We start from the raw sequence: 26,686 nt of genomic DNA, 5'->3' as shown, positions 1-26,686 counted from the left end.
CCGTCAGTAGCGGTAGGTGAAGGCGCCGACGTCGTTCAGTGCGTCGGTGGGCACCGCGTCGTCGTTGACCACTCCGGACAGGATGCTCTGGTTGCGTCCGAGCAGCAGGCCCTTGTCGGTCACGGTCATCAACGGCGCGGACGCCAACCCTTCGGCGTACTCGCTGGGGAGGCTCCAGCCCGTCACCTTCTTGCCGGTGGCCGCGTCGAGCAACAGGAACGAGCCGTTGGTGTTGCCGGGGACGTTGACCAGCAGTTGGTTCCCGTCGTCGCTGAGCGGCCCGAAGTGCGGGAACTCGCCCAGGTCGTAGCGCCACAGGACCTCGCCGGTGGCGAGGCTGAAACGGGTGACGGCCTCGCCGTCCTCGGTGAGCAGGTCGTCGCCGTCGAGTTGGACGCTGTACGGGTTCTCGGGGCCGATGGAGTTGGTCCAGACATGGAACCGGTGCTCCGCGTTCCCCTTGATCGCGTCAGCCTGGAGTTGTTGGCTGAACCGGGTTGCGCCCGTCGCCGGATCGAGGAGCCACACGTACTGCCACTCGTCGCCGCCCCGGTAGAACCGCTGGGAGAGGAGTCGGCCGTCGCCCACCATGCCGACGTCCGCGGCGTCGCCCGGCGCGGAGGAGGCAATCTTTTCTGCGGTGCGGATCCACCGCTGTTGTTGGGTAGCCGTGTCGTAGCCGACGTAGGTCTGGGGGCTGCCGTTGTAGGTGCCGAGGGCGATCGTCAGCGACGAGGTCCCCTTCACCGGTGCGAGGTCCTGGATGGAAGCCTGTCCCAGAGTCGTCGGGACGGACCAGACCGATACGAGAATCCCGCCCGCGCTGATCCGATAGACGTTCTCGTCGATGGCGAGGTAGTCCGTGCCGTCCACGTTGATCAGTGGAGCCTTGGGGTACGTGTCGAGTTCGACGTCGTTGACGATCGTGCCGTCCCGCACGTCGATCGTGTAGAGGCGATGGCCGCTCCGGTCACCGGCGTCGAAGGGCTGATAGCTCGTGAAGTGCCAGTGGTGGTCGGCGGTGGCCTTGCTGCCCATCGCGCTCGGGACCTCGCCGCGCAGGTCGATCGGGTTCGACCAGACGGTCGAACCGTCGTCGAGGGAAACGCCCAGCATGGTGTCGTAGGCGGCGTAGACGCCGACGTCGCCGTCGACGAAGAGGGCCTGCTCCTCGGCTTCGTACTCTGTCGACTCGCGGGTTCCGGTCGATCGGATCAGCCATGCCGGGTCGACGCCGGTGGGCGGCTTGTCCGGTGTTGCCTGAGCCGTCGGCTTGCCGGAGGTGTCCTCGGGATCGCCGCTGCATGCCCCAGCGCCGAGAGCCAGCAGTACGACGAGCGCGGCGGCCGAGCCGCGACGCGCCCTCACAGCCACGCCGCCGTCTTGGCCATCAGGTCGCCGAGGTTGCGGGCGCCCACCTTCTTGAACATGGACTGGTCGACCGCGCTGTACTTCGAGTAGAGCTCGCGGATCAGGTCCAGCATCTTCGCCCGGCCGTGGACGTCTTCGACGTAGGCGAAGATCGCGGCGGAGCAGTAGTAGTTGGCGTTCACGTTCCCGCTCTGGAAGTCGCCGGGGCTGAGGCCCTCGTTGCCCTTCATTCGGGCGCGGTAGGACGGGAAGGCGCTGCGGATCGTGCCGCCGTAGCGACTCATCACGCCGGAGCCACCGTCGGACTCCACCCACATGGCGAACCCCTCGGTCGCCCAGGTGGGGTTCTCGAAGCCCCACTGCCCCGCCAGGGCGTGGGCCGTCTCGTGGGCCGCCAGGTCGCTGGCGTACCCGTCGCCGGTGATGAAGGTCGGGTGGATGACGATCCGACCGGTGTAGAAGGGCACCCCCTTGCCGCCGGTCTCGTCCTCGACGGTGAGCTTCTCGGGGTCGAGGTAGTCGGCCATCGAGGCGAACCCGGCGCGGTCGCGGACCACCGAGTCCTTCGCGGCCTTGCCGGCGAGGAACAGCGGACTGTCGGGCTTGTCCATCGTGAGCAGCACCTTGGTGGCGCCACCCGGCGCAGTGATGACCTGGAGTGCGCGGCCAACGCCCTCGCTCAGCGGCTTGAGCCAGCGCTGGGCCGCGGCGCGGTCACTGCTGCGGAACGCCAGCACCGCGTGCTCGGCGGTCAGCACCTGCCAGTCGCCCTTGAGGTCCCACGGGGCGGGGGAGTTGTAGCCGTCGGGACCTTCGACGTCGCTGAGCGCCAGGGCTGCCTTCGGGCCGTCCTTGCTGATCTTCGCGGAGTACTGCTGGACGACCGGGAGGCCGTCGGCGCCCTCGATCTGGTGGATCAGGAACAGCGACAGGTCGGTGTTGAGCGGGCCGCCGCTGGCGTTGCTCTGCCGTCCGAGATACGTCCGGTCGACGCCGAAGCGCAGTTCCTTGACCGGGAACTTCGCGAGCGTGTCCAGCCGGCCTTGCCACACGCTGACGTCGAGGCCGGGGATGAGCGCCGCCATCGCGCGGGGGTCCCTGGCCGTCAGTGCACCATTGAGCTCGCCCATCAGCGCGTCGATGTCCGCGTCGAGGATGACCGTCCCTGCGTCCTGTCCGTGGATGATCGGCCCGGATGACGACGGGCTGGACGAGGCTCCCGCCTTCGGGTCGGAGGAGCTGCCGCTGCAGCCAGTGAGCGTCGTCGCGGCGGCACCAAGAAGCAGGGCTCGCCGCCCCAGAACAGCAGAATCCATGGGGACACCCTTCCCCACGGCCCGGGTTCAAACCCCGGCGGGCCGTAGGCGCAGTCGGAGTGCGAGCGACGGCGCCAGATGATCGTCCACGTCGACGACCGCACGCAGCAGGATCGTGCCCTGCTTCGGGTCACCGTCGTCCTCGATGACCATCAGGCCCTCGACCTTGGCAACCTCGCCGTTGATCAGCGGCAGGGGTAAGACATCTGTGACGACGTCGTTGACGAGCAGCGCCAGCGCGCTGCCGGTGACGGGGCCGTCGTCGATCACGTTGGGGCTGTCCTCGGCGGCGGCGCTCACCAGCACGCTGCCGTCAGGCAGGGCGACGGCGTCGGTGACCGCCAGTCCGATGCCGTGGCTCTGTCCGAGGTCGTAGCTGCGGGAGCTCGTGACCTCGACGGCTTGCGGCAGTAGCTGGCCGGTCATGGCCGCGAGCACCTGTGCGAGGTCGAGGTCCACGCTTCCCGACGGCATTCCGGCCGCCGGCAGGCCGCGGTGGAACCAGCGCAGCTTGCCCCCAACCAGACAACTGCCTTCGAGGTTGAGGACGTCGGGATCGACCTGCAGTTGCTCCGCGACCGTTGCGTACAGCGGCGTCATGTCGGTGACGGTGACCCCCGGTTGGCCGTCCTCAAGGACGACCAGCACCCAGCGCATCCGTGCTGCCGATGAACCGGAGCCCATCATCAGGACGGCGGGCCGGCCGTCGATCTCGAGCGGGCAGGCCGCCTCGAGGTCGGGCTTGAGGTGCTTCGTGCCGGAGTGCTTCTCGAACGTGTCGAGGCCCTCGACCGGATCGAGGAGCCGGACTGCCGTCACCCGGTCGGGCGTGCACCACGCCGCGTGCGTCGCGTCGTCCTGAACGACGAGGAATCCCGCACCGAAGGGGGCGACAGCGGAGGCCGCGCGGACGGGGGAGCCGTCGGGGAAGCGGAGCGGGGTGACGTCCTCCAGTTCGACCTGCACGCGAGGAGTCTTGCGTAACCCCCAAGTTCGTCGAGTTGCGGCGAGTGCGGGGCCGCGCAAGTTCGTCGAGTAGCGGGGAGCGCCAGCGAGCCGCGTATCGAGACGCCGCCCCGGTGGTTGAGGTGCGAGCGGATTCTGGCGAGCCCGGTGGTTGAGGTGCGAACGAATTCTGGCGGGCCCGGTGGTTGAGGTGCGAACGAAATCTGGCGAGCCGGTGGTTGAGGTGCGAGCGAAGCGAGCCTCGAAACCCCCCGGCCTGACCACGAACTCTCCACAGCCCGTTTGGGGACTTTCGCCTGTCCACAGGCGGGTTTCCGCCGCTTCGCGATGTCGGTGGTCGGTGATGTAATACATGTATGGATCTCGGAACCGACACCCGCTCTGACCGGGCCTTGCTGTCCGATCTCAGCGAGGGCGTCAAGGTCCGCCAGGCTGCGCTGGTCAAGGAATGGATCGACATCGCGACCTGGGCCACGCGCAACATCGTCACCAGCCCCGAGCAAGCCGCGACCATCGTCGACGGGATCATCGACACCGGCGTCCCCATCGCCGGCGCCGGCGCACCCCTGGTCAGTGAGTTCAACCTGATGGAACTCATCGCCGTCCTCGGCAGGTCCCCTGACGGTGGACGGGCGTACGTCGGACGGATCATCGAGTGCGCCTGGCGCCTCCCCAACATCTATGCAGCAGTGGTCGAGGGCAGGTTGGAGCCCTGGCGGGCCGAACGCATCGCCGACCTCACCCACCCCTTGAATGCTGAAGCGGCTGCCTTCGTGGACCGCCAACTCGCTGCCGTCGGCGGTGTGGGGTGGGCTCAGCTGGAACGGCTGGTTCAGGAAGCGGTGATCAGGTTCGACCCCGAACGCGCCGAAGCCGAACGCCAGGCCGCCAACGAGGAGCTGTTCGTTGACGTCCATCTCGATCAGATCGACCAGCACGGACGCGTCCGCGTCGACGCGACGGTGGACGCTGCCGACGGTCACGACGTCGACCAGGCCCTCAATCGGCGCGCGATCCAGCGCGGGAAGCTCGGCGACGACTCGTCGCTGGGCGTGCGGCGGGCCCGGTCGCTCGGCGACATCGCCCGCCAGGACCTGTCCCTGGACCTGCTGTTCACCGACGAGGAAACCGGTGAAGTCGTGGCCCAGTCACCCGGCCGCAAGGTCGAACTGAGTGTCCACATCACCGACACCACCCTGACCTCTGACGATGAGGACAACCCGTTCGCGAACCCCGTCGGCCGCTGGGACCAAGGCCGTGCACCGATCTCCATCGCGCAGATCAAGGAATGGCTCCGCGCCCGCGACACCACGATCATCGTGCGACCGGTCATCGACCTTGCTGATTGCGTCCCGGTCGACTCCTACGAGATCCCCGACCGCATTCGTCGCCGCGTCGAGCTCAGGGACCACCAGTGCCGGTTCCCGAGTTGTCCAAAGCAAGCCACCGCTTGCGACCTCGACCACGCGAAACCCCATGGGCAGGGCGGTGTGACGTGTCCTTGCAACCTGGTCCCGCTGTGCCGACGACATCACCGCGCCAAGACCCACAGCCGATGGCGCTACACGATCGTCCTGCCCGGCCACTACCTCTGGACCAGCCCGAACGACCGACACTTCCTCGTCGGACCCGACGGCACCCGCGCCCTCGACCCACCCCGGTCGCCCGACCCTGACGAATAGCTCCCCGTCCCGCACCCCGCCCACCAGCGGGGCCAGCGGCATGCCCGGAGCAAGTCAGTAGTGAGACAGCGGACCCGCACGCCCATGCCGATGAGAGCGCACCAGAGCGGAGACGAGTTAGAGCCGGGTCGGTTCGTCGCGCTCGGGCAGCAGGTACGGACCAGTTTCGTAGAAGATGATCAGGGGGTCCTGGTTGGCGGTCTCCCACCGTTCCGCCATCACGACGGTCTTGGTCCGTCCCTTGCGCTGAGCCTTCTTGAAAAGCCGCTCTCGCTCAGCAGGTTCGATCAGGTGGCGGCGCACATGGGCCACACCATCTTGGTCCACCGGGGTGTCGCTTGACCGTGAGACTCCACCGCCGCACCAGAGAATCGCCCACGGGGTCCCGTGATCGACGGCGCTTAGCGCCTCCTGCGTTCCGACAGCGTCGTGCGTCCGTGTCCACTTCGCTGACATGTGTTCGAGGATATGTCCCCACGTCCGGATCTGCCGCCGAGCGTCCGGCCAAGGAGAGCTGTGTTCAGTCCTGCACAATGAAACTGTGGCGGACAACTCAGGCGGGGAAGAAACCGAGGAGCCCAGAATCGTGCTCACCGCCCTCGGTCCCGATGGGTTCGAGTATGAGGTAACCGTGGCAATGCGCGGCGTGTATGCGCGGGAATGGAATTCGACGACCGTTCTAGGCTTCGTTTTCGATCTGGTGGTCAACGATTTCATCGGACCTCGCATTGGTCGCAAGTCGCCGGTCCGAAAGGTGACGGTGTTCCGCAGCTATCGCGACTGGAGACCGATCCGAAAGCGCTACCGGGCGTGGTATCCGGATCCGGACGAGGCCTTGTTGGCAGCGCACGAAATCTGGGAGGAAATTCAGCGCGGGCACCTGCGCTGGCTTCATCCCCTGCCCTAGGCACCTAGGCACTCGGCTCGTCGCCGGACTGACCACCGCTTTGCCGATGAGCGGGCGGTCAGCAGGGGTGGTCTTCGTCCTCGCCGTCCGTGCGAGTCAGGATCAGCCGGTCGTCATCAGTCCAGGTCGTGCGAAACCAACCGGGGATGCTGAGTTCGCCGTTCCCACTGCCAGCCTCGCTCCACACCCCATCGATGCAGGTGTAGATGCTGACGTTCAGGTCGGCGCCGTCCCCGTTGGGATCGATCAACGCTGCGGCAATGTCACCTTCGACCTGAAGGTCGACTACTCGCGCGTACCGCCGGTCCCAGGCACCAACGTCAATCGCGGCATCGGCGTCGAAATGGTTCATGCGCAGATCGTCGCAGCAGTTGGTCACGTTCAGGACGATGCGCTCGACCATCCCGCGGACCGCGCGGTCGCGTCGATGAGCGGAAGCGCGGGGAGCGCGTTCAGTCCTCGTGCAGTTCGCGGATCTTTCGCCCGAGCTCACGAAGCGCCTCTGCGTCGCCGAGGCCGAACACACGGCGTGGATCCGCGCCTTGCAACCACTCCGCTACCTGACCCGGATGGACGTGGTCGCCGAACAGTTCCTTGGCGTCCACGAGGTCGTCCATGTCGTCATCGTTGCCAACCCTGCACCATCCGAGTCCGCCGTTGTCGGTGTCGTAGATCAACCAGGTCGGAGCATCAGCGCCGTTGTCCGTCACGCAGGCGCAGAACCAGACGGCACGATCGACGACGGCGCGGCGTCCTTGGGTGGGAATCGCCCCTGAGGCCCTTTCGGTCGCGATCGAAAGGATGCGCTCCACGACCGAAACAGAGGGATCTTCTGGAATCGGTGACCGGTGGCGACCAAACATTCGCGAACCGTACCGCCGGACTGCCAGCTCCCCGGACTGCAAGCGCACTGCAAGGCTGTCCCGGCACGCTCGGTCCTGTCAGAATGAGCCGAGCCGAGGAGCCGAACATGTCCCAGCCATCAGCGGTCGACCGCTTCCTGGAAGCCGTTTGCTCCGGCCGGATCGACGAGTGTGACGCCTGGGCGCCGAACGCGACTCTGGACGCCACCGTGCCGAACTGGCGCTTCCACCGCGCCGGCGCGGACCAGATCCGCGACACCTACCGCGGGTGGTTCGCGGACCCCGGCGCGTTCGAGCAGTTGCGCCGCGAGCCCACCAGCAAGGGGGAGGTCGTGGACTACACGTTGTCGTGGACCGAGGGCGGGATCCCGCACGCCGCCCACCACACCCACCTGCTCGACGTCGTCGACGACCAGATCGTCGCCGACGTGGTGCTGTGCGGCGGCCGTTGGCCGGCGTCCCTGCTGGCCGAGATGGAGGCCGCAGATGTCTGACCGCTACCCGGTCCTCGACTCCGTCGATGCCCTCCTCGTCGGTGCCACCGGCCGCACTCCGTTGGACGCGCCTGGCAAGTCCGGTGCCGTGCTGGACCGGGTCACGATCGATGGGGCGTCGTACGTCGTGAAGTACCTCGACCACGAAGGTGACTGGTCGCTGCGGGCGGCGGGTGTGCCCGGCAGTTCGACGGTCGCCCTGTGGCGCCGCGGCATCCTGGCCGCCCTGCCCGACGAGATCGTCCAACCGATCGTCGCGGTCGCCCACGATCGCGAACGGCCGACGCTGGCAGCGGTGCTGATGGACGACGTCGCGGAGACCCTCGTGCCGGCCGTCGACGACCCGATCACGATCGAGCAGAACGACCGCTTCCTCGACCACATGGCCGCCGTGCACGTGGCGTTCTGGGACACCGACCTCGACATCGACGTGGTCACACCGACCGACCGCTACCTCGAGTTGTCGCCACGGATGGCGGCTGCCGAAGCGGCGCTCGGCTCCGACCACCTCGTCCCGAGGCTGGTCGCCCAGGGTTGGCCGTTGCTGGAGACCGTCGCGCCCAAGGCGGCGGCCATCGTCGTACCGCTGGTGCACGATCCGGCGCCGCTGGTGAACGCGCTCGCTGCAACGCCCAGCACCCTGATCCACGGCAACTGGAAGCTCGACAACCTCGGCACCGACAGCGAGGGCCGCACCGTCCTGCTGGACTGGGAGACGCCCGGCCGCGGCGCCGCCACCGCCGACCTGGCGTGGTACCTCGCGATCAACTGCCGCCGGCTGCCCGTCTCCAAGGAACAGGCCATCGCCACCTACCGGGCAGCGCTCGAACGCCGCGGCATTGACACCGCGCCGTGGTGGGACACCCAGATCGGACTGAGTCTGCTCGGTGCGCTGGTGCAGTTCGGCTGGGAGAAGGCCTTCAGCGGGTACGACGACGAGCTGGTCTGGTGGGAACAGCGGGCCATCGAAGGCGCGGCTCTGCTCGCGTGACCGCGATCGGCTCGGCCTACGACCTCTCCGCTGCCGCCTGGCGGAGTGGTCCGGCCGCGCTGTACGCACGGCTCGCCGGCGCGATGCTTGACGACGCACAGTTCCCCCTGGCCGGCGCGACGGTGCTGGACGCCGGTGCCGGAACCGGTGTTGCAGGGGAGCAGGCCGCCGCACGCGGTGCGGCCCGGGTGGTCGCGGTCGACCTGGCGCCGCGCATGCTTCCACGGCCACCGGCGCTCTCCGTCGGTGGCGACCTGCTGCGGTTGCCCTTCCGTGACGGCAGCTTCGACGTGGCGGTGGCCGCGTTCAGCCTCGGCCACGCGCCCGATCCCGTGCAGGCGCTGGCCGAACTGCGGCGGGTGGCCCGGTCGCTGGCTGCCTCCGCGTTCCCCGTGGGGTGGACCCACGTCGCCAAGAACGTGGTGGAGAGCGCTCTCGTGGAGCGGGGTTATCGGGCGCCGGACTGGTACGTCGCGTTCAAGAACAGTGCCGAGGCGCGGGTCGGGGATCCGGACCGACTGGCCGGCCTCGCCTCCGCTGCGGGCTACGCGTCGGCGGGCGTGGGCCGGATCGACGTCGACGGGGGCTTGACGACGCCAGCCGAGATGGTCGCGTGGCGGATGGGTATGGCGCACACGGCGCCCTTCGTGGCCGGGCTCTCGTCCGCTGCAAGAGCGGACCTCACGGCCGAGGTCGAGGCGGCGCTCGTCGGTGCGCCCGCGGTCGTCGTACCGATGCTGGTGCTCAGCGCGCAGTGAGCGTGGCCTGGTGGCGCCAGGCCTCCAGGCGACGCGTGGCGTCGGCGCGCAAGGTGTCCGCGTGGTCGCCGCTACGACCGGCCAGGTCGACGACGAGTTCCTCGGCGCGAGCGAGCCAGCGCTCCTGACCGAGCTCGGCGCCCGTCTGCCCAGCCCACCACCACGCCTCGATCCCGACCGAACGCTCGACCTCGCTGAGGTCCGCCCACGCCTTCTCGAGATCGACCGGTTCGCCGAGTGCGGCCCGCGCCCGGTGCGCGACCAGGTCGGCGCAGGAGACGTAGCGCGGCACTCCTGCCGACGCGGCCGACGCGGAGAGCGCCGTCGCGACCTGGAGCGCCTTCTCGGCGGACCCGCCCAGCAACAGGGCCTGCGCGTCGAGCAGGTGCAGCTTCATCTGCAGCCGCCAGCCGAAGACCAGGTCGCCCACCAGAGCGACCCGCGCCTGGTCGAGCAGGGCCAGGGCGCCGTCGGGATCGCCCGCCCGGATCCGCGCATCGGCGAGGTCCTCGAGTGCGGCAACCAGCACCTCCGGGATCACCACGCCGTCGACGGTGGCGACTGCTTCTTCGTGTGCGTCGATGCCCGCACTCGTCGCACCCAGATTCCGCAGCACCCAGCCGCCGAAGTTGACGCCACGGCCAGCAAAGCGCGGTACGTCGCGTCGCGCGACCTCCGCCGTGTACCCGGAGAAGCAGGCCAGCGCCTCCTCGCCGCGGCCGGCGACGGCAAGGGTGTGGCCGGTGAAGAGCAGCGCGTGCATCGACGCCGGCGTGTGGGTGACGCTGATGCCGGGCCGGGTCACCGGCCGCAGCAAACCGAGCGCCTCGTCGACGTTGCTCCGGTGGGCGTGCAGGACCCCGAGCCAGGCGGCTGCCTCGAGCCGGTCCTCGCCCGTCGCGTCGCGCAACGCGGTCTCGAGCCGTCGCGTGGCGCGAGCCAGATCGCCCTGCGCATGCAGGAATCGCCCCGACGCGACCAGGCAGCGGGTGCGTGTCCGGTCGTCCTCCGCACCCAGCGCCCCGTCGTCCGCGTACGACGTCGCGTCGTCGAAGCGGCGGTCGAAGTACGCCGCCCAGGCCGCTGCCTCCCAGCGCTCCGGCCCCGCATCCGTCGCCGCGAGCGCGTCCTCCTCGGCCGCGCGGTAGCGCCCGCGCCGGATTCGGACCCGCGCCCGTTCGAGCCGGGTGTGGTCGTCGGGCACCAGGGTGAACGACTCATCGAGCAGCTCCTCAGCGGTCGCATGGTCGAACCGCTCGGCCGCCCGGGCCGCGGCCGCGCGCAAGGACACCGACGCGAGGACGCGGTCGCCGCCGAGTCGCGCGTGTTCGGCCACCGCTGAGGGGTCGGCGTCGGCGCGTCGGGCGAGCGCCCGTCCCGCCTCGCGGTGCAGCAACGCAGACCGGCCGGACGTCGTACCCGAGACCAGGGCGGTGCGGACCAGGTCGTGGCGCAACTGGAGTCGACCGGCGTTGTCGACGAGGAGTCCGTGGCGGACGGCGCGCTCGGCGTCGGTGAGGACCTCGAGCGTGCTCCGACCCAGGACGCCTGCGAGCAGGTCGATGTCGAGGTCGCCGCCGAGGATGGCCGCAGTGCGGACGAGGTCGCCGGCCGGGCCGAGCTGGTCGCAGCGGGTCGTCACGGCGGCCACCAGCGACTCGGGGAGTTCGCCGGCAGCCACTGCGGCCAGTTCGGCGAGGAACAGCGGGTGTCCGCCCGAGCGGAGGTAGAGGTCGTCGGCACGGTCGGTGCCGACGATGGCCGCGACGTGCTCGCGATCGAGCGGGCCGAGGCTCACGTAGTCGGTGGCCGGCAGCGGACCACCCTCGTCGGGTCGGCCGCCGAGCACCACGACCAGGGGCACCGGCCGGCGCTGGAGATAGGTGAGCCAGTCCGCCAGGGTCGGGCCGGCCAGGTGCGCGTCGTCGATGACCACGACCGCGCACCGGTCGCCTGCGATCCGGGCCAGCACCCGGGACACCGCCGCGTAGACGACCGACGGTCCCAGTGACGGGTCGATCGCGTGGGAGTTCTCGCCGGTCGTTCCGAGGAGGGACGCGAGCAGCGCGTCGTCCTCGCCGAGCAGGGACGTGGGATCTGCCGACTCCTGGACGTACCGCCCGATGGCCGAAAGTACGACGTCCAGGGGCGCCGCGCGGTCGAGAGCTCCGCACGTGCCGATCAGCACGCGGTCGCCGAGGTTCTTGCGGGCAGCGGCCCAGTTGGTCAGCAACGTGGTCTTGCCGATGCCGGCCTCGCCTGCGACCAGCGCGACCCGGGGGAGTCGCTCGGCCAGCGCCCGGCCGATCAGGGCGTCGAGGTGGGCTACCTGGCTGTCCCGACCGACGAGCGCCGGCGTCAGGGACACTGCGGTGGCGGCCGGGACCTCGCCGCGCAGGATCGACAGGTGCAAGGCCTCGGTCTCCTCAGCGGGATCGGCGCCGACCTGTTCGGCCAGCACCTCCCGCAGGGAGGCGTACGCCGACAGCGCGAGTGCTGGACGACCGCCGGCCGCCTGCGCCCGCATCACGGTCCGCCAGGCCTGTTCGTCGAGGGGATCGGTCCCGGTGTCGGCCGAGGCGATCTCGAAGGCGTCGCGCCACTGACCCGCGTCGAGCAGTGCGCTCGCTGCGACGCGTCGGGCGCGCTGCACCAGGCGGTTCGCGGCGTCCGTCTCTGCGGCAGCCCACGCGGATTCCGCGCCCACTTCCGGGACGGGACCGCGCAGCAGGGCGAGGCCCACGCGCGCCGCCGCGGCCGCGCCCGCGATCTCGCCCGCTGCCTGGCGCCGTTCGATCTCGCCGGCGACAGCTTCGACCTCGGAGAGGTCGAAGCTGTCCGCGCACAGTCGGTAGCCGATGTCGGTGCGTTCGACGCGCTCGCGCCCCAGTTCGCGTCGCAGCCGGCTGGCGAGCACCGCCACCTGGTCGGCGGGACGCGCCGGCGGATGGTCGCCCCACAGGGCATCGACGAGGGCATCGACGGGAACCGGGCGGCCGCGGGACAGGGCGAGGAGCTGGAGCAGGCCGCGGGTCTTCCTGTCCAGCTGCGTCAGATCGGTTCCGTCGACCGTGAGTTCCCCGAGCACTCGCACGGAGAGCGCGCTCACGCGCGTCATGCTACGCCGCAGCGCTCACGGCCGGGCGTAGTTCGACGCGCCGTACCAGTCGACGACCACGGCCGGCTCGTCCCCGACCACCCACGCGTCATGGCCCTCGGGCAGGGAGGTCACGTCGCCGGCGGTGGCGGTGAACTCAGTGCCGTCCGCCATCAGGATCGCGAGGGTGCCGCTCACGTGGTACTGGAAGTGCGGCGCCTCGCACAGGTGCGTGCCGGCGATCGGCTGCACGTGCTCGGACCAGCGCCATCCGGGCTGCAGCGTGAGCCGCCCGATCTCGGCGCCGCCGATCACGACCAGGTCCACGTTGCCGCGTTCGAAGGACCGGGTCTCGTCGGGCTTCTCGAAGCTCTTCTGTTCGGTGATCTGGGTGCTCATCGCGGGTCTCCTCCACGGGGTGGGCGACGCCGGTCGTCGCGTTGAGCAGAGCCTGCGCCCGGCACCTTGCAGAGTCCTTGCAGCCGCCTCCGGGAGGCCCCAAAGGCTCCGAAACGGGCCGAAAACGACACTTGACACACAGAATGGATGTGTAAAGCGGCACATCTGCTACCGATCGGTAGCGTTGGTGACTCGGCTCACCTACTCTCGTCACATGAGCGAAGCCAATCCCGGTTCCGGAGCGCCTGGTGGCGCCGCAGATCCCGCTGTCGGCGGGCCGCACGATCCCGAGCACGACCCGCGGGCGTCGTACGCCCTCGAGCCGGAGTACGTCGCCCGGCTGACCGACCGCGTGCTGGCCACCACGGGCACCACGACCCAGGTGACCTCGCCGATGAACGGCGCTCCGCTGGCGAACATCCCGCAGTCGAGCGAGGAGGACGTCGCCGAGGCGTTCCGCCGGGCACGCACGGCCCAGGTCGCATGGGCGCGGGTGTCGATCGACGAGCGCGCGCGCATCCTGCACCGCCTGCACGACATCGTTTTCGACCGGCAGGCCGAGATCATGGATCTGATCCAGCTCGAGTCCGGCAAGGCCCGCAAGCACGCGTACGACGAGCCGCTGCACATCGCGCTGACCGCTCGCTACTACGCGCGCACCGCCCACCAGCACCTCGACACCGAGCGTCGCCCGGGTGTCATCCCGGCGCTGACCCGGCTCGAGGTGAACCGGGTGCCCAAGGGTGTCGTCGGCATCATCTCGCCGTGGAACTACCCGTTCACGATGGCGCTCTGCGACGGCCTGCCTGCTCTGCTCGCCGGCAACGCCGTCGTCACCAAGCCCGACGCGCAGACCATGCTGTCGGCGCTGCTCGGCGCCGAGCTCCTCGAGGAGGCCGGCTTCCCGCGTGACCTGTGGCAGGTCGTGGCCGGCCCCGGCCGCGTGCTCGGCACGCCGATCATCGAGCGCGCCGACTACATCTGCTTCACCGGCTCGACCGCGACCGGCAAGATCATCGCCCGCCAGGCGGCCGAGCAGCTGATCGGCTGTTCGCTCGAACTGGGTGGCAAGAACCCGTTCCTCGTGCTGCGCGACGCGGATGTCGAGCGTGCCGCCGAGGGCGCCGTACGCGCGTCCTTCTCGAACGCCGGCCAGCTCTGCGTGTCCGTCGAGCGGATGTTCGTCGCCGACCAGGTCTACGACCGCTTCGTGGAGAGGTTCGTCGCGCGCACCAAGGCGATGTCGCTCGGCGCGAGCCTCGAGTGGGGCGTCGACATGGGTCCGCTCATCTCGGCCGACCAGCTCGAGACCGTCGAGGCCCACGTCGCCGACGCCGTGGCGAAGGGTGCCCGCGTGCTGGCCGGTGGTCGTGCGCGGCCCGACCTGGCGCCGTACTTCTTCGAGCCGACCATCCTCGAGGGCGTCACGCCCGAGATGACCTGCTTCGGCAACGAGACCTTCGGCCCGGTCATCTCGCTGTACCGCTTCCACGACGAGTCCGACGCGATCGCGCGCGCCAACGACGGTGACTACGGCCTCAACGCCGCGATCTACAGCAAGGACGGCGACCGCGCCCGCGTGATCGCCCGTCAGGTCAAGTGCGGCACGGTCAACATCAACGAGGCGTTCGGTGCCACCTTCGCGAGCATCGATGCCCCGATGGGAGGCATGCGCCAGTCCGGAATGGGACGTCGGCAGGGCGCCGAGGGCATCCATCGCTACACCGAGGTGCAGTCGGTCGCGCAGCAGAAGTTGATGCGGTTCGGACCGATGTTCGGGATGTCGGACGAGACGTACTCCAAGGTCACCACCGCGACCTTCCGCCTGATGGACAAGCTGGGACGGGCCTGACGCGATGACTGATTTCGACTACGACGTCCTGATCGTCGGCTCCGGTTTCGGCGGTTCCGTCAGCGCGCTGCGCCTGACCGAGAAGGGCTACCGCGTTGCGGTCCTCGAGGCCGGGGCGCGGTTCACCGACGAGACCCTCCCCGAGAACGGCGGCGACCCGCGGACGTTCGTCTTCCGCCCCGAGCTGGGCCTGTACGGCATCCAGCGGGTCGACCTGGTCAACGACTGCTTCATCCTCGCCGGTGCCGGGGTGGGTGGTGGTTCGCTGGTCTACGCCAACACCCTCTACGAACCGCTGGACCCGTTCTACGAGGACAAGCAGTGGGCGCACATCACGGACTGGAAGTCCGAGCTGGCGCCGTACTACGACCAGGCCAAGCGGATGCTGGGCGTGACCGAGTACGCCCACATGACGCCGGCGGACGACGCCATGAAGAAGGTCGCCGACGAGATGGGTGTCGGCGACACCTTCCACGCGACCCCGGTCGGCGTCTTCTTCGGCGCGCCCGGCCAGGCCGAGGGCGAGAAGGTCGCCGACCCGTTCTTCGGGGGCGCCGGGCCGGAACGCAAGACCTGCATCAACTGCGGCTCGTGCATGACCGGTTGTCGGCACAACGCCAAGAACACGTTGGTGAAGAACTACCTCTACCTGGCGGAGCAGAACGGTGCCGCCATCCACCCGCTGACGACCGTCACCGACGTGCGCCCCCTGGCCGGTGGCGGCTACGAGGTCACCGCCCGCTGGACCAAGGCGAAGCTGTCCCGCAAGTCGGCGGTGAAGACGTTCCGGGTCGAGCAGGTGATCTTCTCGGCAGCCGCGCTCGGCACCCAGAAGCTGCTGCACCGGCTCAAGGCCGAGGGCTCGTTGCCCGAGATCTCCGACCGGCTCGGCGTACTGACCCGCACCAACTCCGAGGCGATCCTCTGGGCCACCGCCAACGATGACGACGTCAACTGGTCCGAGGGTGTGGCGATCACCTCGTCCTTCCACCCCGACGAGCACACCCACATCGAGCCGGTCCGCTACGGCCCGGGTCGCAACGTGATGCCGCTGATGGCGACCGTCCTGGTCGACGAGGTGGAGGGCGAGCACCGGGTGAAGACCTGGGCCAAGGAGCTGTGGAAGCAGCGCGGCGGCATCAAGGACCTGTACGCGCTCAACACCTGGTCTCGGCGCACGGTCGTGGCGCTGGTCATGCAGACCCTGGACAACTCGATCACCACGGTCTGGCGCCAGCGTGGTCCGGTCAGTTACATGTCCTCGGAGCAGGGCCACGGTGCCCCGAACCCGACCTACATCGCGCCCGCGTACGACGCCGTACGACGCCTCGCGAAGGTGATGGGGGCCAAGGAGGCCTACGGCAGCCTCGGTGAGCCCCTCAACATGCCGCTCACCGCCCACTTCATCGGCGGTTGCGCGATCGGCGACAGCCCCGCGACCGGTGTGGTGGACCCGTACCAGCGGATGTACGGACACGCCGGCCTGCACGTCGTCGACGGCTCCGCGATCTCGGCGAACCTGGGCGTGAACCCGTCGCTGACGATCACGGCGCAGGCCGAGCGGGCGATGTCCTTCTGGCCGAACAAGGGCGAAACGGACGTACGACCGATGCTCGGCGACATCTATCAGCGGGTCGATCCGGTCGCTCCCCGGAGCCCCGTGGTCCCGGCGGACGCCCCCGGTGCGCTCCGGCTGCCGATCGTCGGGGTCAGCTGAGGGTTCTCAGAGGTGATTTCTGGGCGGTTCGGAGCTTTCCGGGCCGCCCAGAAACATTGGGGAAGTTGTCGAGTGACGGCGTAACCCGGCCATGTCGGACTCGTTGAACCAGCGAGCCCGGAGATTCACGCTCCCTCCCGAAGCCCGGGCTCGGTCCAGGCACTGTCCAACAGCTGCGTGGACAATCAGGGCCCGACCACCCTCCCTCCCCGGTCGGGCCCTGGTGCATTTTTCGAGCATTGCGCGCGTCTCGAGATCTTCAGCGACTCCCTCGCCCCCACCATTCAGGCGTTTCTCCACAGCCCGGAACGTCCCGCTTGACATACATGTATGGGCACATCAAGATTCTCCGCAGTCGGTAGCGCCGCTGCCACTCCATCTCGGGAGGTTCCATGTTCGCCCTGACCCGTTCCACCGCTGCGCTGGCGGTGTCCACCGCTGCCGCCGCCCTCACGTTCGCCGCAGGTCCCGCCTCCGCGGCCTCCTACGACTGGTACTCGGCCTCGGCCCCGCTGATCGCGTGGGAGGACGGCTCCCGCCAGGCGCTCGCGTACGGGACGTCGTACCAGAAGGACGGGTTCTTGAAGAACCACACCAACTACAAGGACCCCCGCCCGGGCGGTGACGACGTCTACACCGAGACGACCTACTCCTACTACAAGTGGTGCAACACGGCGATCCAGTGGTGCAGCGAGGTCGGCAAGGACCAGAGCGCCCGTGACGACAGCGGTCAGTGGAAGAGCCAGTACGACGCCGACGACTACTCCACCCGCAATGCCGAGCGTGGTCGCATCTTCTCGAAGGTGTGCGAGGACCAGAACAACAGCGGTGACCCCTGCAGCCGCAAGCCCTACTTCACGTTCTCCCTCTGACCCGATGAGCGTTGTCGTCGACGACCTTCGCTGCAGCTACGACCGTCGCCGTCCGCCGGCGGTCGAGATCGATCTGCTCGACATGGGGCCGGGGGTCTGCGGGCTGGTGGGCGTCAACGGCGCCGGCAAGTCCACCCTGCTGCGGTCCCTGTCCGGCTCGCGCCGACCGGAGCACGGCAGGGTCCGGGTCGACGACATATCGCTCTACGGTCCCGACAGGCACCAGGTGCTGGGACGCATTGGCTACATGCCCCAGCAGCTGGACCTGCCGGGCGAGATGCGGGTGGCGGATGCGCTGGCGTACGCGAGCTGGGTGCGAGGAGTGCCACCCGGGGTTGCCCGGGCGCGGAATCCGCAGCTCCTGGAGCGCGTCGGGCTCTCTCGTCGGGCAGCTGATCGGGTGGGTCAGCTGTCCGGCGGGATGAACCGCCGCCTCGCGCTGGCGGTGGCGCTGGTCACCGACCCGGACGTCCTGCTGCTGGACGAGCCCACCACCGGGCTCGATCCCGAGCAGCGTGTCGCGCTGCGCGGGATCGTCTCCGAGCTCACCGCGTCCGCGGTCACGGTGCTGAGCAGTCACGTGATGGAGGACGTCGCGATGATGGCGAACCGGATCGCCGTCCTGCATGAAGGCCGACTGCTCCATGACGGCACCGTTGAGGCGTTCGTTGCCGAGCGCGGCGGACCCCAACGCTCGCCGGAGTTCGCCTTCCTCGCGACCATCGCCGCAGGTGCAGCATGAGCGCGCGGCTGGCCTGGCTGGGTGGCCGGTGGGCGCTCGTGGCCCAGTTCGTGGCGCTCCTGGCGGCGGGCGTGCTCTGGGTTGCACCGCGGGCGACGTCCTGGGTCGGTTCGTGGAAGCAGGCCCTCGACTTCGGGGCTGGGGCGACCGCATTCATCGGACCCGTTGCCGCCGGTGCTGCGTGTCTTGCCTACGCCCGTCTGCGCCGCTCTGCCATGAGCGAAGTGATCCTGCAGGGCAGGCGGGACTGGTGGGTCTGGTTGCAGCCATCGGTCGCGGTCTGGGGGCTGGCCTCGGCTGCCCTGCTGATCCTGGTGCTGGGGGTCACCGGCGTGGCGAGCGCGGCCGGTGCGCCGTCGTACTGGGGCAGTTCCTGGATCGTCGTCCCGGCACTCGCGGTCCTTGCGGCCCAGACCGTCATCGGAGCTGGCCTCGGTTTCGCCAGTGGTCGGGCCTGGGTCGCGCCGCTCGTGGCCGCCGGGGTGTTCTCGATCAGTTTCCTCACCTCGTCCCAGGTGATTCCCGAGTTGTTCAACACCGGTGGGGTGACCGGCACCTTGGCGGGTCAGGTCTTCGCGGTCGGCCCGGTGCTGATGCCCGCCGTGGCCGCGCTGGGCATCGTGATGATGGTTCTGGTGGCCGCTGCCCCGAGGCTGTTCTGGGCGACCTGGCCTCGTCGCGGTGTGGTCGTCCTCGGTGCCGCTGCGTTCGTCGTCGGCTGGCTGGGGGCACCCGCCAGCAATGACGACCGGTACGAGTTGCTGCCTCGGCCGCCGCAGACCTGCGCTGGCGCGCGGCCGCAGGTCTGCGTGTTCGAGGAGACGCCGCGACCGCTCGCGGACCTCGTCACCCGCGTCGAGCGCCAGGCCACCTTCCTCTACGACGCCGGCGTCCGGGTTCCCGAGCGCTTCACGCAGCACTACGCGACGCAGGACCACGATCCGTCCGACGGCGTCGTGCAACTGATCGGCGACGACGAGTCGAGCTCCTCGGTCAGTGATGACTCGGCAACCGACACCCTCGTCACGCCGGCCCTCTGCGATCAGGACTATGGCGCAGAGCCGCCCTACCTCGCGATGGATGCTCGCCACCTGCTCGGCCGCTGGCTCCAGGTCAGGGCAGGGATTCGTCAGCCAGCGCCGGGTGACAGCGATCGCGTCTGGCTGCTCGGCGATCGCGAGGCCCAGGAGGCGTGGGTGCGCGACGTCTACCGACGGTTGCAGACCTGCGCGTTCGAGGAGATCACGATCCCTGATGGCGTGGGATAGGCGTCGCGTCGCCGTGATCCGTGCCTGGGGACTCGCTGCGGGTCTGGCGGCGGGGGTGGTCCTGGCGGGGGTGACGTTGGTCGTGAGCGATGTCTACCTCGATCTGCCGACGCTGCGGGACAGGGTCCGAATCGTGCACGTCTTCCCGGGGCTGGCAGCGGTCGTCCTTCCCTTCCCGCTCGTCGACCGCACCCCCGGACTGACGCTCATGTCGGCGCGGCCTCCAGTCGTGCTGGCCCTGTTCCGACTGGGTGGGGTGCTCCTCACCTCTGCGCCGGTCGTGGCCGCCCTCCTGCTGGTGGGGTGGACGCTTCCCGGTGCGCTGGTCGTCGTCGCGTTCCTCGGCATCGCCGCTGCTGCCTGTGCCCTCGCCGGTCTCTGGTACTGGGTGCCGATGATGGGCCTGTTGGTCGTCTGGCTGCAGTGGGGGTCGCGGGAGGAGGTGGTCCATGCGGGCGGCGTGTGGCTCAGCGTGGACGTTGCCCTGTTCGTCGTCGGGAGCGCCCTGTATGTCGCTCTCGAGTGCGGGCGCGTGCGGTCTCTCACCCGGGAGGCAGGCACGAGTTCAGGGAGACGGCGTGGCGCCGATACGATTCGCCCATGACGGCGCCCGGGGAAACCACGAACGAGTCCGAGCACGACCTGGTCCTGGTGGTGGACTTCGGTGCGCAGTACGCCCAGTTGATCGCCCGCCGCGTGCGCGAGGCCAACGTCTACTCCGAGATCGTGCCGCACACGATGCCGATCGCCGAGATGGTCGCGCGCGGCCCGAAGGCGATCATCCTGTCCGGTGGCCCCTCCTCGGTCTACGAGACCGGTGCGCCGGCCCTCGACCCGGCGCTCTTCGAAACCGGCGCCGCGGTGTTCGGCATGTGTTACGGCTTCCAGTTGATGGCGCAGGGCCTGGGCGGGACGGTCTCCGCGACCGGCGCCCGGGAGTACGGCCGCACCCGCGTGCAGGTCACCGAGGGCGGCACGCTGCTCGACGGCCTGCCGACCGAGCACAACGTCTGGATGTCGCACGGCGACTCGGTGACCGCGGCCCCCGAGGGCTTCGCCGTCCTGGCCTCGACCGAGTCGACCCCCGTGGCGGCGTTCGAGAACGTCGAGCGCGGTTTCGCCGGCGTGCAGTGGCACCCCGAGGTGCTGCACTCCGAGCACGGCCAGAAGGTCCTGGAGCACTTCCTCTGGAACATCGCCGGCTGCCGCCAGACGTGGACCATCGGCAACATCGCCGAGGAGCAGATCGCCCGGGTCCGCGAGCAGATCGGCCCGGACGGGCGCGCGATCTGCGGCCTGTCGGGCGGTGTCGACTCTGCGGTCGCGGCGGCCATCGTGCAGAAGGCCATCGGCGATCGCCTCACCTGCGTGTACGTCGACCACGGACTCATGCGCAAGGGCGAGACCGAGCAGATCGAGCGCGACTTCGTGGCTGCGACCGGAGCCAAGCTGGTCACCGTGGACGCGGAGAAGCAGTTCCTCGAGGCGCTCGCGGGCACCAGCGAACCCGAGGCCAAGCGCAAGATCATCGGTCGTGAGTTCATCCGCGCGTTCGAGGGTGCCGAGCTCGAGGTCATCAAAGGCGCACCCGAGGGGACGAAGGTCGGATTCCTGGTGCAGGGCACCCTGTACCCCGACGTCGTCGAGTCCGGCCACGGTGCCGGCACCTCGACGATCAAGTCCCACCACAACGTCGGCGGACTGCCCGAGGACCTCGAATTCGAGCTCGTCGAGCCGCTGCGCGAACTGTTCAAGGACGAGGTTCGCGCCGTCGGTGCGCAGTTGGGCCTGCCGGACGTCATCGTCCAGCGCCAACCGTTCCCCGGCCCCGGCCTCGGCATCCGGATCATCGGCGAGGTCACGCGCGAGCGCCTCGACATCCTGCGCGACGCCGACCTGATCGCCCGCGAGGAGATGACCGCAGCGGGCCTCGATGGCGACATCTGGCAGATGCCCGTGGTGCTGCTCGCCGACGTCCGCTCGGTCGGCGTCCAGGGCGACGGCCGCACCTACGGCCACCCGGTGGTCCTGCGTCCCGTCACCTCCGAGGACGCCATGACCGCCGACTGGGCCCGCCTGCCCTACGACGTCCTCGAGAAGATCTCGACCCGGATCACCAACGAGGTCCGCGAGATCAACCGGGTGACCGTCGACATCACCTCGAAGCCCCCGGGCACGATTGAGTGGGAGTGAGCCGGGGCTTCTGACGCCTCGTTCGCTCAGGCGCTGCGCTCGTCGTACTCGCCGCGGGCGCGAAGGACATCTTCGATGTGTTCTTCGGCCCACTGCCCGAGTGCGCTGAGGGGTCCGCGCAACGTCTGGCCGAGGCCGGTGAGCTGGTACTCGACGCGTGGCGGCATTTCGTTGTACATGGTCCGGGAGACGATTCCGTCGCGCTCCAGGTCGCGCAGGGTCTCGGTGAGGACCTTGCCGCTGATTCCGTCCACGGCCTCGCGGAGCGCGCCGAAACGCAGGGGGTCGCCGTCGAGGGCGATCACGATCATGGCGGTCCACTTGTTCGCGATCCTGGCCAGGGACGTTCGCGAGGGACAGGTCGAGATCATGACGTCCCACGGTGGGTTGGGCATCGAAACTTCTTTCGCCAAGGGCCTTTAGTTACGTTGAGGTAACAGGTTACCAACTGTAACCATAGTGCCTCAATCGATCCTCAAGGGAGACCCAGATGTCCGAGCAGACCCCCGCCGTTGTGGCGACCACCTACTTCGACGCCCTGGGCCGCGGTGACATGCCGACGGTCATGGCGCAATTCGACGAGGCCGTGGTCTGGCACCAGCCCGGTGCCAACCGGTTCAGCGGCGACCATGCCGGCATCGGCGGCGTGGGTGCCTTGCTGGGCGGGATGATGGAGACCAGCCAGGGAACGTTCCAGCTCTCGGTCGCGGGGCCGGCCATGGTCAACGGCGAGTTCGTCGCCGTACCGGTGCGCTTCTCCGGCCGTCGTGACGACGTGTCGATGGACATGGCCGGCGTGGACCTGCTGACGGTTCGTGACGGCAAGATCGTCGAGGTGCACCTCTTCTCCGAAGACGGCGCAGCCGAGGACGACTTCTGGGGACGCCCCTGACGATGTCGGATCAACCGGCCAGCGTCAGCAGGCGAGGTTCTCTGTCGCCGTCCCGCCACGAGCGACCGTCACCTGCTGTGTGTCGAGAACGGTGCCGGCGGGGTTCTCACAGGTGAGGGTCCAGGTCTCGGTGCCCCCCGCAGCCGTCACGGCGGGTCGCGTCGACGGGTTGACGTGCCACGTCCAGGCGCCGCTCGCCGGCACCACCAGGGTGGACTCCAGGGTGTCGGGGAACGCGAGTGCCGGGTTCCAGGGCTCGGTCTGGAACGTCTTCGTCAGCCGGAGCGTGACCCCTGGCGTGGCCGTCCCCTCGATCACGGAGTGCCGGGCCGCGTTGGCGCTGCTCTCCGCGGCGATCAGGAAGGCCTCGCGCACTCCGCCGCCCGGCATCTTCCTCGTCCCGCCGCTGTATGGGCCGACGACACCGGTGGCGAACTGCGGGTGGAAGCCCTGCGTGCCGTGCTCGAACGTGAAGCCGAGACCGCCGGTGGCGGTGTAGGACCAGTCCTCGGTGGTGCCGCTGGTGTTGTAGAGCTCATATCCGCGGATGCTCTGGTAGCTCATCTGCGCGGCCATCTGGTCACCGAGGGACGTCATGAGGGCGTCATCCGCCGGCGTTTCCGCGCCGTTCCAGCCCGGCGGCCGCAGTACGAGGGCGCTGTAGGTGTGGTTGCTGATCATCGTGACCACCTGGCGTGAGGAGATCAGCTCGCGAATGTTCTGCGTCTCGGGTTCGCTGAACGGTCCGGCGCCGAAGTAGGTCTCGTCCGTGGGGAACGGTGACGCCCCCGGGCCGTTCCACAGAGCGCCGTAGTTGCGGTTCGGGTCGGTGCCGAGTGCGCGGTTGGCGCGCAGCGCACACGCGCCGTCCGCGGGGAACTGGCCGTCGGTGAGGCGACAGTTCTTCCGCTTCAGTTCGTACGCGCCGCCCCGGCTGACCTGGAAGCCGTCCGGGTTGACCACCGGCACGATCAGCACCCGGACGCTGTCGAGAATGTTCTGGATCCGCGTGGTCGCGGCGTTCTGCAGGAGGTCATAGGCGAACTCGGTGACGAGCTCCGCGGACGGCCACTCGCGGGCGTGGTGGACGCCCAGCAACAGGTACGTCGGCTTCCCGTCATCGCTGGCGTTGACGCCGTTGCTGATCTCGATCCCCTGCACGTCCCGGCCTTCAAGGCTGTCGTGGTTCAGGGTGAGCATCCGAGCCTGGGTCGGGTACGACGCAGCGAGCGCCGCCATCTCGGTGCCGTAGTCGGCCAGGGTGCGGTACGCCGTACGTCGTGACGGAAGCGTTGATCCGCCGGGCTTCGCCGCGGCGTACGCCTTGTCGGCGGCGACCCTCTCGCGCTCGGCCGCCTTCACGTCCTTGACGACGACCTGCCCCGAGAAGCCGGCCCGCGCCAGGGCGGCCCGGTCTGCACTGGTCTCCACGATGACATCGATCGAGTCGACGCCCACGGTGCCGGCGAGGTCGAGACCCAGGTCGGCGACCTTGTTCCGGTCGGCCCGGGTCGGCGTCTCGACCCGCACGATCTGGGTCGGACCGTCCTCGGGCGGGGTCGGTTTCGGTGCGCCCGCGGCCGAGTGCCCGACGGCCAGGGGGAGCCCCAGGACAAGTGCCGCTCCGGCGCCGACGAGGGCAACCTTCCGCCGCTGCAGATTCATGGTCATCCTGGGCTCCCAAGGGTCGGCGACAGTGCCGATTGCGACCCTAGACCTGCTGATTCGCCCGGGGAACACCTCGAAAAGGCTGGCCGACTCAGTCGATGTGACCGACCTGGGTCTGGCCTGCGCCGGCCGCCGGCTTCGCCATCAGTGCGGCGAAGGTGGGGACGAAGTGGAGGTCGCCCTCGACGACGATGCGACGGGTGAGCGCGGCCTCGGTCGCGTCGATCCGGTTGGTGGCGAGCGCCATCAGGTCGGCCGACGAGAGCATCAGGGTCAGACGTGCGTCCGGGGCGCCCTTGCCGACGATGCCGCGGGCGACGGTCGGTGCGCCCGTCAGGGGCAGGGTCAGGTCGAAGACGTCGACACCGCCCGACTTCGCGTCGGTCACCTTGAACCGGATCAGCGCGTCGACGCCCTCAGCCGCCGCGCGGTTGATCTGGCCGGGCAGCGCCTTGAAGATCGCGGCCGTGACGGGGCGGCCGGCGCGCGAGTTCATCAGGCCGTCGTACGCCGACCCGGGGACTGCCGCGACGGCCCTGGTCGCCGCTGCAGTGGCCCGCTCCTTCGCCGTACGCCCGAAGCGCTGGGCGGCGGCGATGACGGGGGAGTCGCTGTCCTTGGTCGGCACCACGTTGTGGCCCCACTCGATCCAGCCCAGGCCGGTGCGGCCGTCGGAGGTCGTCACCCGCGCCATCGCCCGCGGGAACTCGCAGACCCGGCCGTCGGGCGCCTCGATGCGGAGCGGGCCGTAGGCGATCGGCTCCCACTCGTACGACGTCCCGGTCGGCTCGAGCGTCGCGATGGTGCGCCCGGGCATCCGGCTCTCGGGGATCTGGTAACCGGTGCCCATGCCGTTGATCTCGGTCAGGCCCTTCGGGTCCTGCTCGTAGCCGACGGTCGCGTTGGTCATGCCGGGGAAGCGCAGTTCGATCGTCTGCATCCGGGTCTCGTCCTCGAGGTGGGCCGAAGCCCACGTCCAGTCCATCGACCACCAGTCGCGCGGGCCCCAGGAGTGGTCGCGCTGGCCGGGGCCGTCGAGGGTGAGCACCTCGTCGCCGATCGTGATGGTTCCGGTGACGCGGCAGGGCATCTCGTAGCGGCTGGTCACCTGGTACATGTACGGCTCGCCGTCGGTCTCCCAGACCAGGTCCATCTCGACGTGCACCGGCTCGCCGGCCTCGTCACGCAGTGCGGCGGCCGGGTCGTCGTACGACTGACCGGTGCCGGCGAGGGTGGCGCGCATCTTCTTGAGCGGCTCCTCGACGACCAGGTCCGAGGTGAACTCGTCGGTCTCGACGACATTGCCGACCGTCGGCAGCGGCGCCTCGTAGGCGAGGACGCCGACGGACGGGCGGTCCACGCCCACGACGTAGGCGGTGTAGACGGTGCGGTTCAGCTTCGGGACGAAGCCAGCGCGCACGTAGGCGCCGATCGTGCCGTCGGCGCTGATGGCGTCGAGGTAGTAGCTCTCGTTCCAGTACTGGTCGATGCCCGGCTCGTGGCGCGCCTCGTCGTTCGGGTCGACCTGGATGGCGGCCGTGCGGATCTCGTGGAGCAGGGTCAGGGCGTCGAGGTCGAGGACCTGCTGGCAGTGCCGCGAGAGCATCGTCATGAACATCTTGTCGCCACGCTCGGTCGCCACGACGACCATCGGGGCGCCGATCGCCATCAGCACGCCGGAGAAGGCGTTGAGGCGGTACCCGCGCCAGCACTGGTCGAACGAGAAGTCCTTGACGCCGTTCGCGACGAGTTCGTCGTGGTACGCCGTGACGAGTTCCTTCTCGTGCGCGCGGCGGTCCTCGACGGTCAGGTTGCCGCCGATGAAGAACGACAGGTCCTTGGTGAGTGGGCCCCACTCGAGGGTTGCCCAGTCGACGATGGTGACGTCGCGGGCGGCGCCCTCCTCGCCGAACAGGATGTTGTCGAGACGGAAGTCGGAGTGCGCGAGGCCGCGCGGCTCGCTGCGGTCGGCGGCCCAGGTGTCGAAGGACTGCACCAGCTGGTCGACGACCGGGCGGTGGGTGTCGTCGATCCGGGTGCCGAAGCGCTCGTAGTAGAGCGGCAGCAGCATCTCGAGCATCAAGCCCGTGACGACCGGGTCCTTGGAGATGGTCGCCGCGAGCTCGGGGTCGCCGTGCACCGACGCCTGCAGGCGGGCGAGCTCGATGACGACCTTGCGGGCCTCCTCGGGCGAGCAGCCGACGATCTGGTCGCCGGGGTGCGCGGGGGAGCCGTCCTCGAGCAGCAGCGTGAACCAGCCGTCGACGTCGTCGTATTCCGCGACGTAGGAGCGGGGAAGCGCGGTGCTGGGGAGGCGGCCGGCGATGCCGCCATAGAAGGCAACCTCGCGCTCGTAGATCCCCATCGAGACGCCCGTGGCCCGTACCGATGGGTCGGCGTCGGCGATCTTCAGGACGACGGACGAGGCGTCGCCGTCCCAGTCCAGGACGATCCGGAAGGTCCCGCTCACCTGGCCGGTGCCGATCGGGCCGACCGTGAAGCTGCGCACCGGTGCGCCGAGGGCACGGGTCAGCCAGTCGTGGGTCAGGTCGTCGACGGAGTGCAGGACTTCAACGGAGCTCATCAAGGGGCCTTTCGAGACAAAGTGATACTTGAGTATCACATGAAACCGAAGTCT

The 26,686-nt window shown here is 69.3% G+C and carries 24 protein-coding genes; 13 read left to right on the top strand and 11 right to left on the bottom strand.

The genetic code is table 11. The annotated features are described in order from the left end of the window. Positions 1–3 precede the first annotated feature (3 nt). The 3 genes from HRC28_RS22095 to HRC28_RS22085 are packed head-to-tail and all read right to left on the bottom strand — an operon-like array spanning position 4 to position 3,653. Positions 4–1,374 carry a PQQ-binding-like beta-propeller repeat protein gene (locus HRC28_RS22095; RefSeq protein ID WP_182377517.1) on the bottom strand — a complete coding sequence of 457 codons (1,371 nt, stop codon included), beginning with the start codon at positions 1,372–1,374 and terminating at the stop codon, positions 4–6. After that, positions 1,365–2,687, bottom strand: coding sequence for a hypothetical protein (locus HRC28_RS22090; RefSeq protein WP_182377516.1), 1,323 nt, complete (start codon positions 2,685–2,687; stop codon positions 1,365–1,367). The genes HRC28_RS22095 and HRC28_RS22090 overlap by 10 nt, the downstream gene beginning before the upstream one ends. Before the next feature lie 27 nt (positions 2,688–2,714). Next, on the bottom strand, positions 2,715–3,653 hold the full coding sequence (locus HRC28_RS22085) for a hypothetical protein (protein WP_182377515.1): 939 nt from the start codon (positions 3,651–3,653) through the stop codon (positions 2,715–2,717). A gap of 356 nt (positions 3,654–4,009) precedes the next feature. On the opposite strand from HRC28_RS22085, the gene HRC28_RS22080 reads away from it, so the two are divergent. Next, entirely contained in the window at positions 4,010–5,335 is a 1,326-nt protein-coding gene (locus HRC28_RS22080; protein ID WP_182377514.1) for an HNH endonuclease signature motif containing protein, read from the top strand. Positions 5,336–5,452: 117 nt separating this feature from the next. Here HRC28_RS22080 and HRC28_RS22075 read toward each other — a convergent pair whose 3' ends face one another. Further along, positions 5,453–5,647, bottom strand: coding sequence for a hypothetical protein (locus HRC28_RS22075; RefSeq protein ID WP_182377513.1), 195 nt, complete (start codon positions 5,645–5,647; stop codon positions 5,453–5,455). Between the two features lie 229 nt (positions 5,648–5,876). On the opposite strand from HRC28_RS22075, the gene HRC28_RS22070 reads away from it, so the two are divergent. Continuing rightward, positions 5,877–6,242: a hypothetical protein gene (locus HRC28_RS22070; protein ID WP_182377512.1), complete on the top strand. Its 366-nt coding sequence runs from the start codon at positions 5,877–5,879 to the stop codon at positions 6,240–6,242. A 58-nt stretch (positions 6,243–6,300) separates the two neighbouring features. Here HRC28_RS22070 and HRC28_RS22065 read toward each other — a convergent pair whose 3' ends face one another. Then, complete coding sequence (locus HRC28_RS22065) at positions 6,301–6,645, bottom strand: hypothetical protein (protein WP_182377511.1); 345 nt, start codon at positions 6,643–6,645, stop codon at positions 6,301–6,303. Between the two features lie 49 nt (positions 6,646–6,694). After that, a complete protein-coding gene (locus HRC28_RS22060; protein ID WP_182377510.1) occupies positions 6,695–7,054 on the bottom strand; it encodes a hypothetical protein in 360 nt (119 codons plus the stop codon). A gap of 158 nt (positions 7,055–7,212) precedes the next feature. Between HRC28_RS22060 and HRC28_RS22055 the strand changes: the two genes are divergently transcribed. From HRC28_RS22055 to HRC28_RS22045, 3 genes are read left to right on the top strand one after another with little or no spacing between them, the layout of a single operon-like run. After that, positions 7,213–7,599, top strand: coding sequence for a hypothetical protein (locus HRC28_RS22055; protein ID WP_182377509.1), 387 nt, complete (start codon positions 7,213–7,215; stop codon positions 7,597–7,599). Next, complete coding sequence (locus HRC28_RS22050) at positions 7,592–8,590, top strand: phosphotransferase (protein WP_182377508.1); 999 nt, start codon at positions 7,592–7,594, stop codon at positions 8,588–8,590. Before HRC28_RS22055 ends, HRC28_RS22050 begins: the two co-directional genes overlap by 8 nt. Further along, complete coding sequence (locus HRC28_RS22045; protein ID WP_182377507.1) at positions 8,587–9,348, top strand: class I SAM-dependent methyltransferase; 762 nt, start codon at positions 8,587–8,589, stop codon at positions 9,346–9,348. Before HRC28_RS22050 ends, HRC28_RS22045 begins: the two co-directional genes overlap by 4 nt. Here the strand turns inward: HRC28_RS22045 and HRC28_RS22040 are convergent. Beyond that, positions 9,335–12,457, bottom strand: a complete 3,123-nt coding sequence (locus HRC28_RS22040; RefSeq protein ID WP_182377506.1) for a BTAD domain-containing putative transcriptional regulator — start codon at positions 12,455–12,457, stop codon at positions 9,335–9,337. The two genes, HRC28_RS22045 and HRC28_RS22040, sit on opposite strands and share 14 nt — an antisense overlap. Positions 12,458–12,481: 24 nt before the next feature. Continuing rightward, positions 12,482–12,844, bottom strand: a complete 363-nt coding sequence (locus tag HRC28_RS22035; RefSeq protein ID WP_182377505.1) for a cupin domain-containing protein — start codon at positions 12,842–12,844, stop codon at positions 12,482–12,484. A 214-nt stretch (positions 12,845–13,058) separates the two neighbouring features. Here HRC28_RS22035 and HRC28_RS22030 point away from each other — a divergent pair, with 214 nt between their 5' ends. The 7 genes from HRC28_RS22030 (at position 13,059) to guaA (ending at position 21,488) form a co-directional block, all read left to right on the top strand. Next, positions 13,059–14,696 (top strand): succinic semialdehyde dehydrogenase, encoded by a 1,638-nt coding sequence (locus HRC28_RS22030; RefSeq protein WP_182377504.1) that lies wholly within the window; start codon positions 13,059–13,061, stop codon positions 14,694–14,696. Positions 14,697–14,700: 4 nt separating this feature from the next. After that, on the top strand, positions 14,701–16,413 hold the full coding sequence (locus tag HRC28_RS22025) for a GMC family oxidoreductase (RefSeq protein WP_182377503.1): 1,713 nt from the start codon (positions 14,701–14,703) through the stop codon (positions 16,411–16,413). Positions 16,414–16,805: 392 nt separating this feature from the next. Beyond that, positions 16,806–17,285 carry a hypothetical protein gene (locus tag HRC28_RS22020; RefSeq protein ID WP_182377502.1) on the top strand — a complete coding sequence of 160 codons (480 nt, stop codon included), beginning with the start codon at positions 16,806–16,808 and terminating at the stop codon, positions 17,283–17,285. Between the two features lie 4 nt (positions 17,286–17,289). Beyond that, positions 17,290–18,027: an ATP-binding cassette domain-containing protein gene (locus HRC28_RS22015; protein WP_182377501.1), complete on the top strand. Its 738-nt coding sequence runs from the start codon at positions 17,290–17,292 to the stop codon at positions 18,025–18,027. Next, complete coding sequence (locus tag HRC28_RS22010; protein WP_182377500.1) at positions 18,024–19,295, top strand: hypothetical protein; 1,272 nt, start codon at positions 18,024–18,026, stop codon at positions 19,293–19,295. Before HRC28_RS22015 ends, HRC28_RS22010 begins: the two co-directional genes overlap by 4 nt. Further along, a complete protein-coding gene (locus HRC28_RS22005; protein ID WP_182377499.1) occupies positions 19,282–19,899 on the top strand; it encodes a hypothetical protein in 618 nt (205 codons plus the stop codon). The genes HRC28_RS22010 and HRC28_RS22005 overlap by 14 nt, the downstream gene beginning before the upstream one ends. Continuing rightward, on the top strand, positions 19,896–21,488 hold the full coding sequence (guaA, locus tag HRC28_RS22000) for a glutamine-hydrolyzing GMP synthase (protein ID WP_182377498.1): 1,593 nt from the start codon (positions 19,896–19,898) through the stop codon (positions 21,486–21,488). The genes HRC28_RS22005 and guaA overlap by 4 nt, the downstream gene beginning before the upstream one ends. 26 nt (positions 21,489–21,514) lie before the next feature. Here guaA and HRC28_RS21995 read toward each other — a convergent pair whose 3' ends face one another. Next, positions 21,515–21,883 (bottom strand): helix-turn-helix domain-containing protein, encoded by a 369-nt coding sequence (locus HRC28_RS21995; protein WP_182377497.1) that lies wholly within the window; start codon positions 21,881–21,883, stop codon positions 21,515–21,517. A gap of 95 nt (positions 21,884–21,978) precedes the next feature. On the opposite strand from HRC28_RS21995, the gene HRC28_RS21990 reads away from it, so the two are divergent. After that, positions 21,979–22,380 carry a nuclear transport factor 2 family protein gene (locus HRC28_RS21990; protein ID WP_182377496.1) on the top strand — a complete coding sequence of 134 codons (402 nt, stop codon included), beginning with the start codon at positions 21,979–21,981 and terminating at the stop codon, positions 22,378–22,380. Positions 22,381–22,404: 24 nt separating this feature from the next. On the opposite strand, the gene HRC28_RS21985 is transcribed toward HRC28_RS21990, so the two are convergent. After that, a complete protein-coding gene (locus tag HRC28_RS21985) occupies positions 22,405–24,051 on the bottom strand; it encodes a M14 family metallopeptidase (protein WP_182377495.1) in 1,647 nt (548 codons plus the stop codon). Between the two features lie 88 nt (positions 24,052–24,139). Beyond that, the gene (locus HRC28_RS21980) at positions 24,140–26,632 is read right to left on the bottom strand and encodes a phosphotransferase (RefSeq protein ID WP_182377494.1); all 2,493 of its coding nucleotides are present in this window, start codon (positions 26,630–26,632) and stop codon (positions 24,140–24,142) included. Between the last annotated feature and the right edge of the window lie 54 nt (positions 26,633–26,686).

Source organism: Nocardioides sp. WS12 (genome assembly GCF_014108865.1).
Taxonomy (GTDB): domain Bacteria; phylum Actinomycetota; class Actinomycetes; order Propionibacteriales; family Nocardioidaceae; genus Nocardioides.
This window is presented reverse-complemented; position numbering and strand designations above follow the sequence as displayed.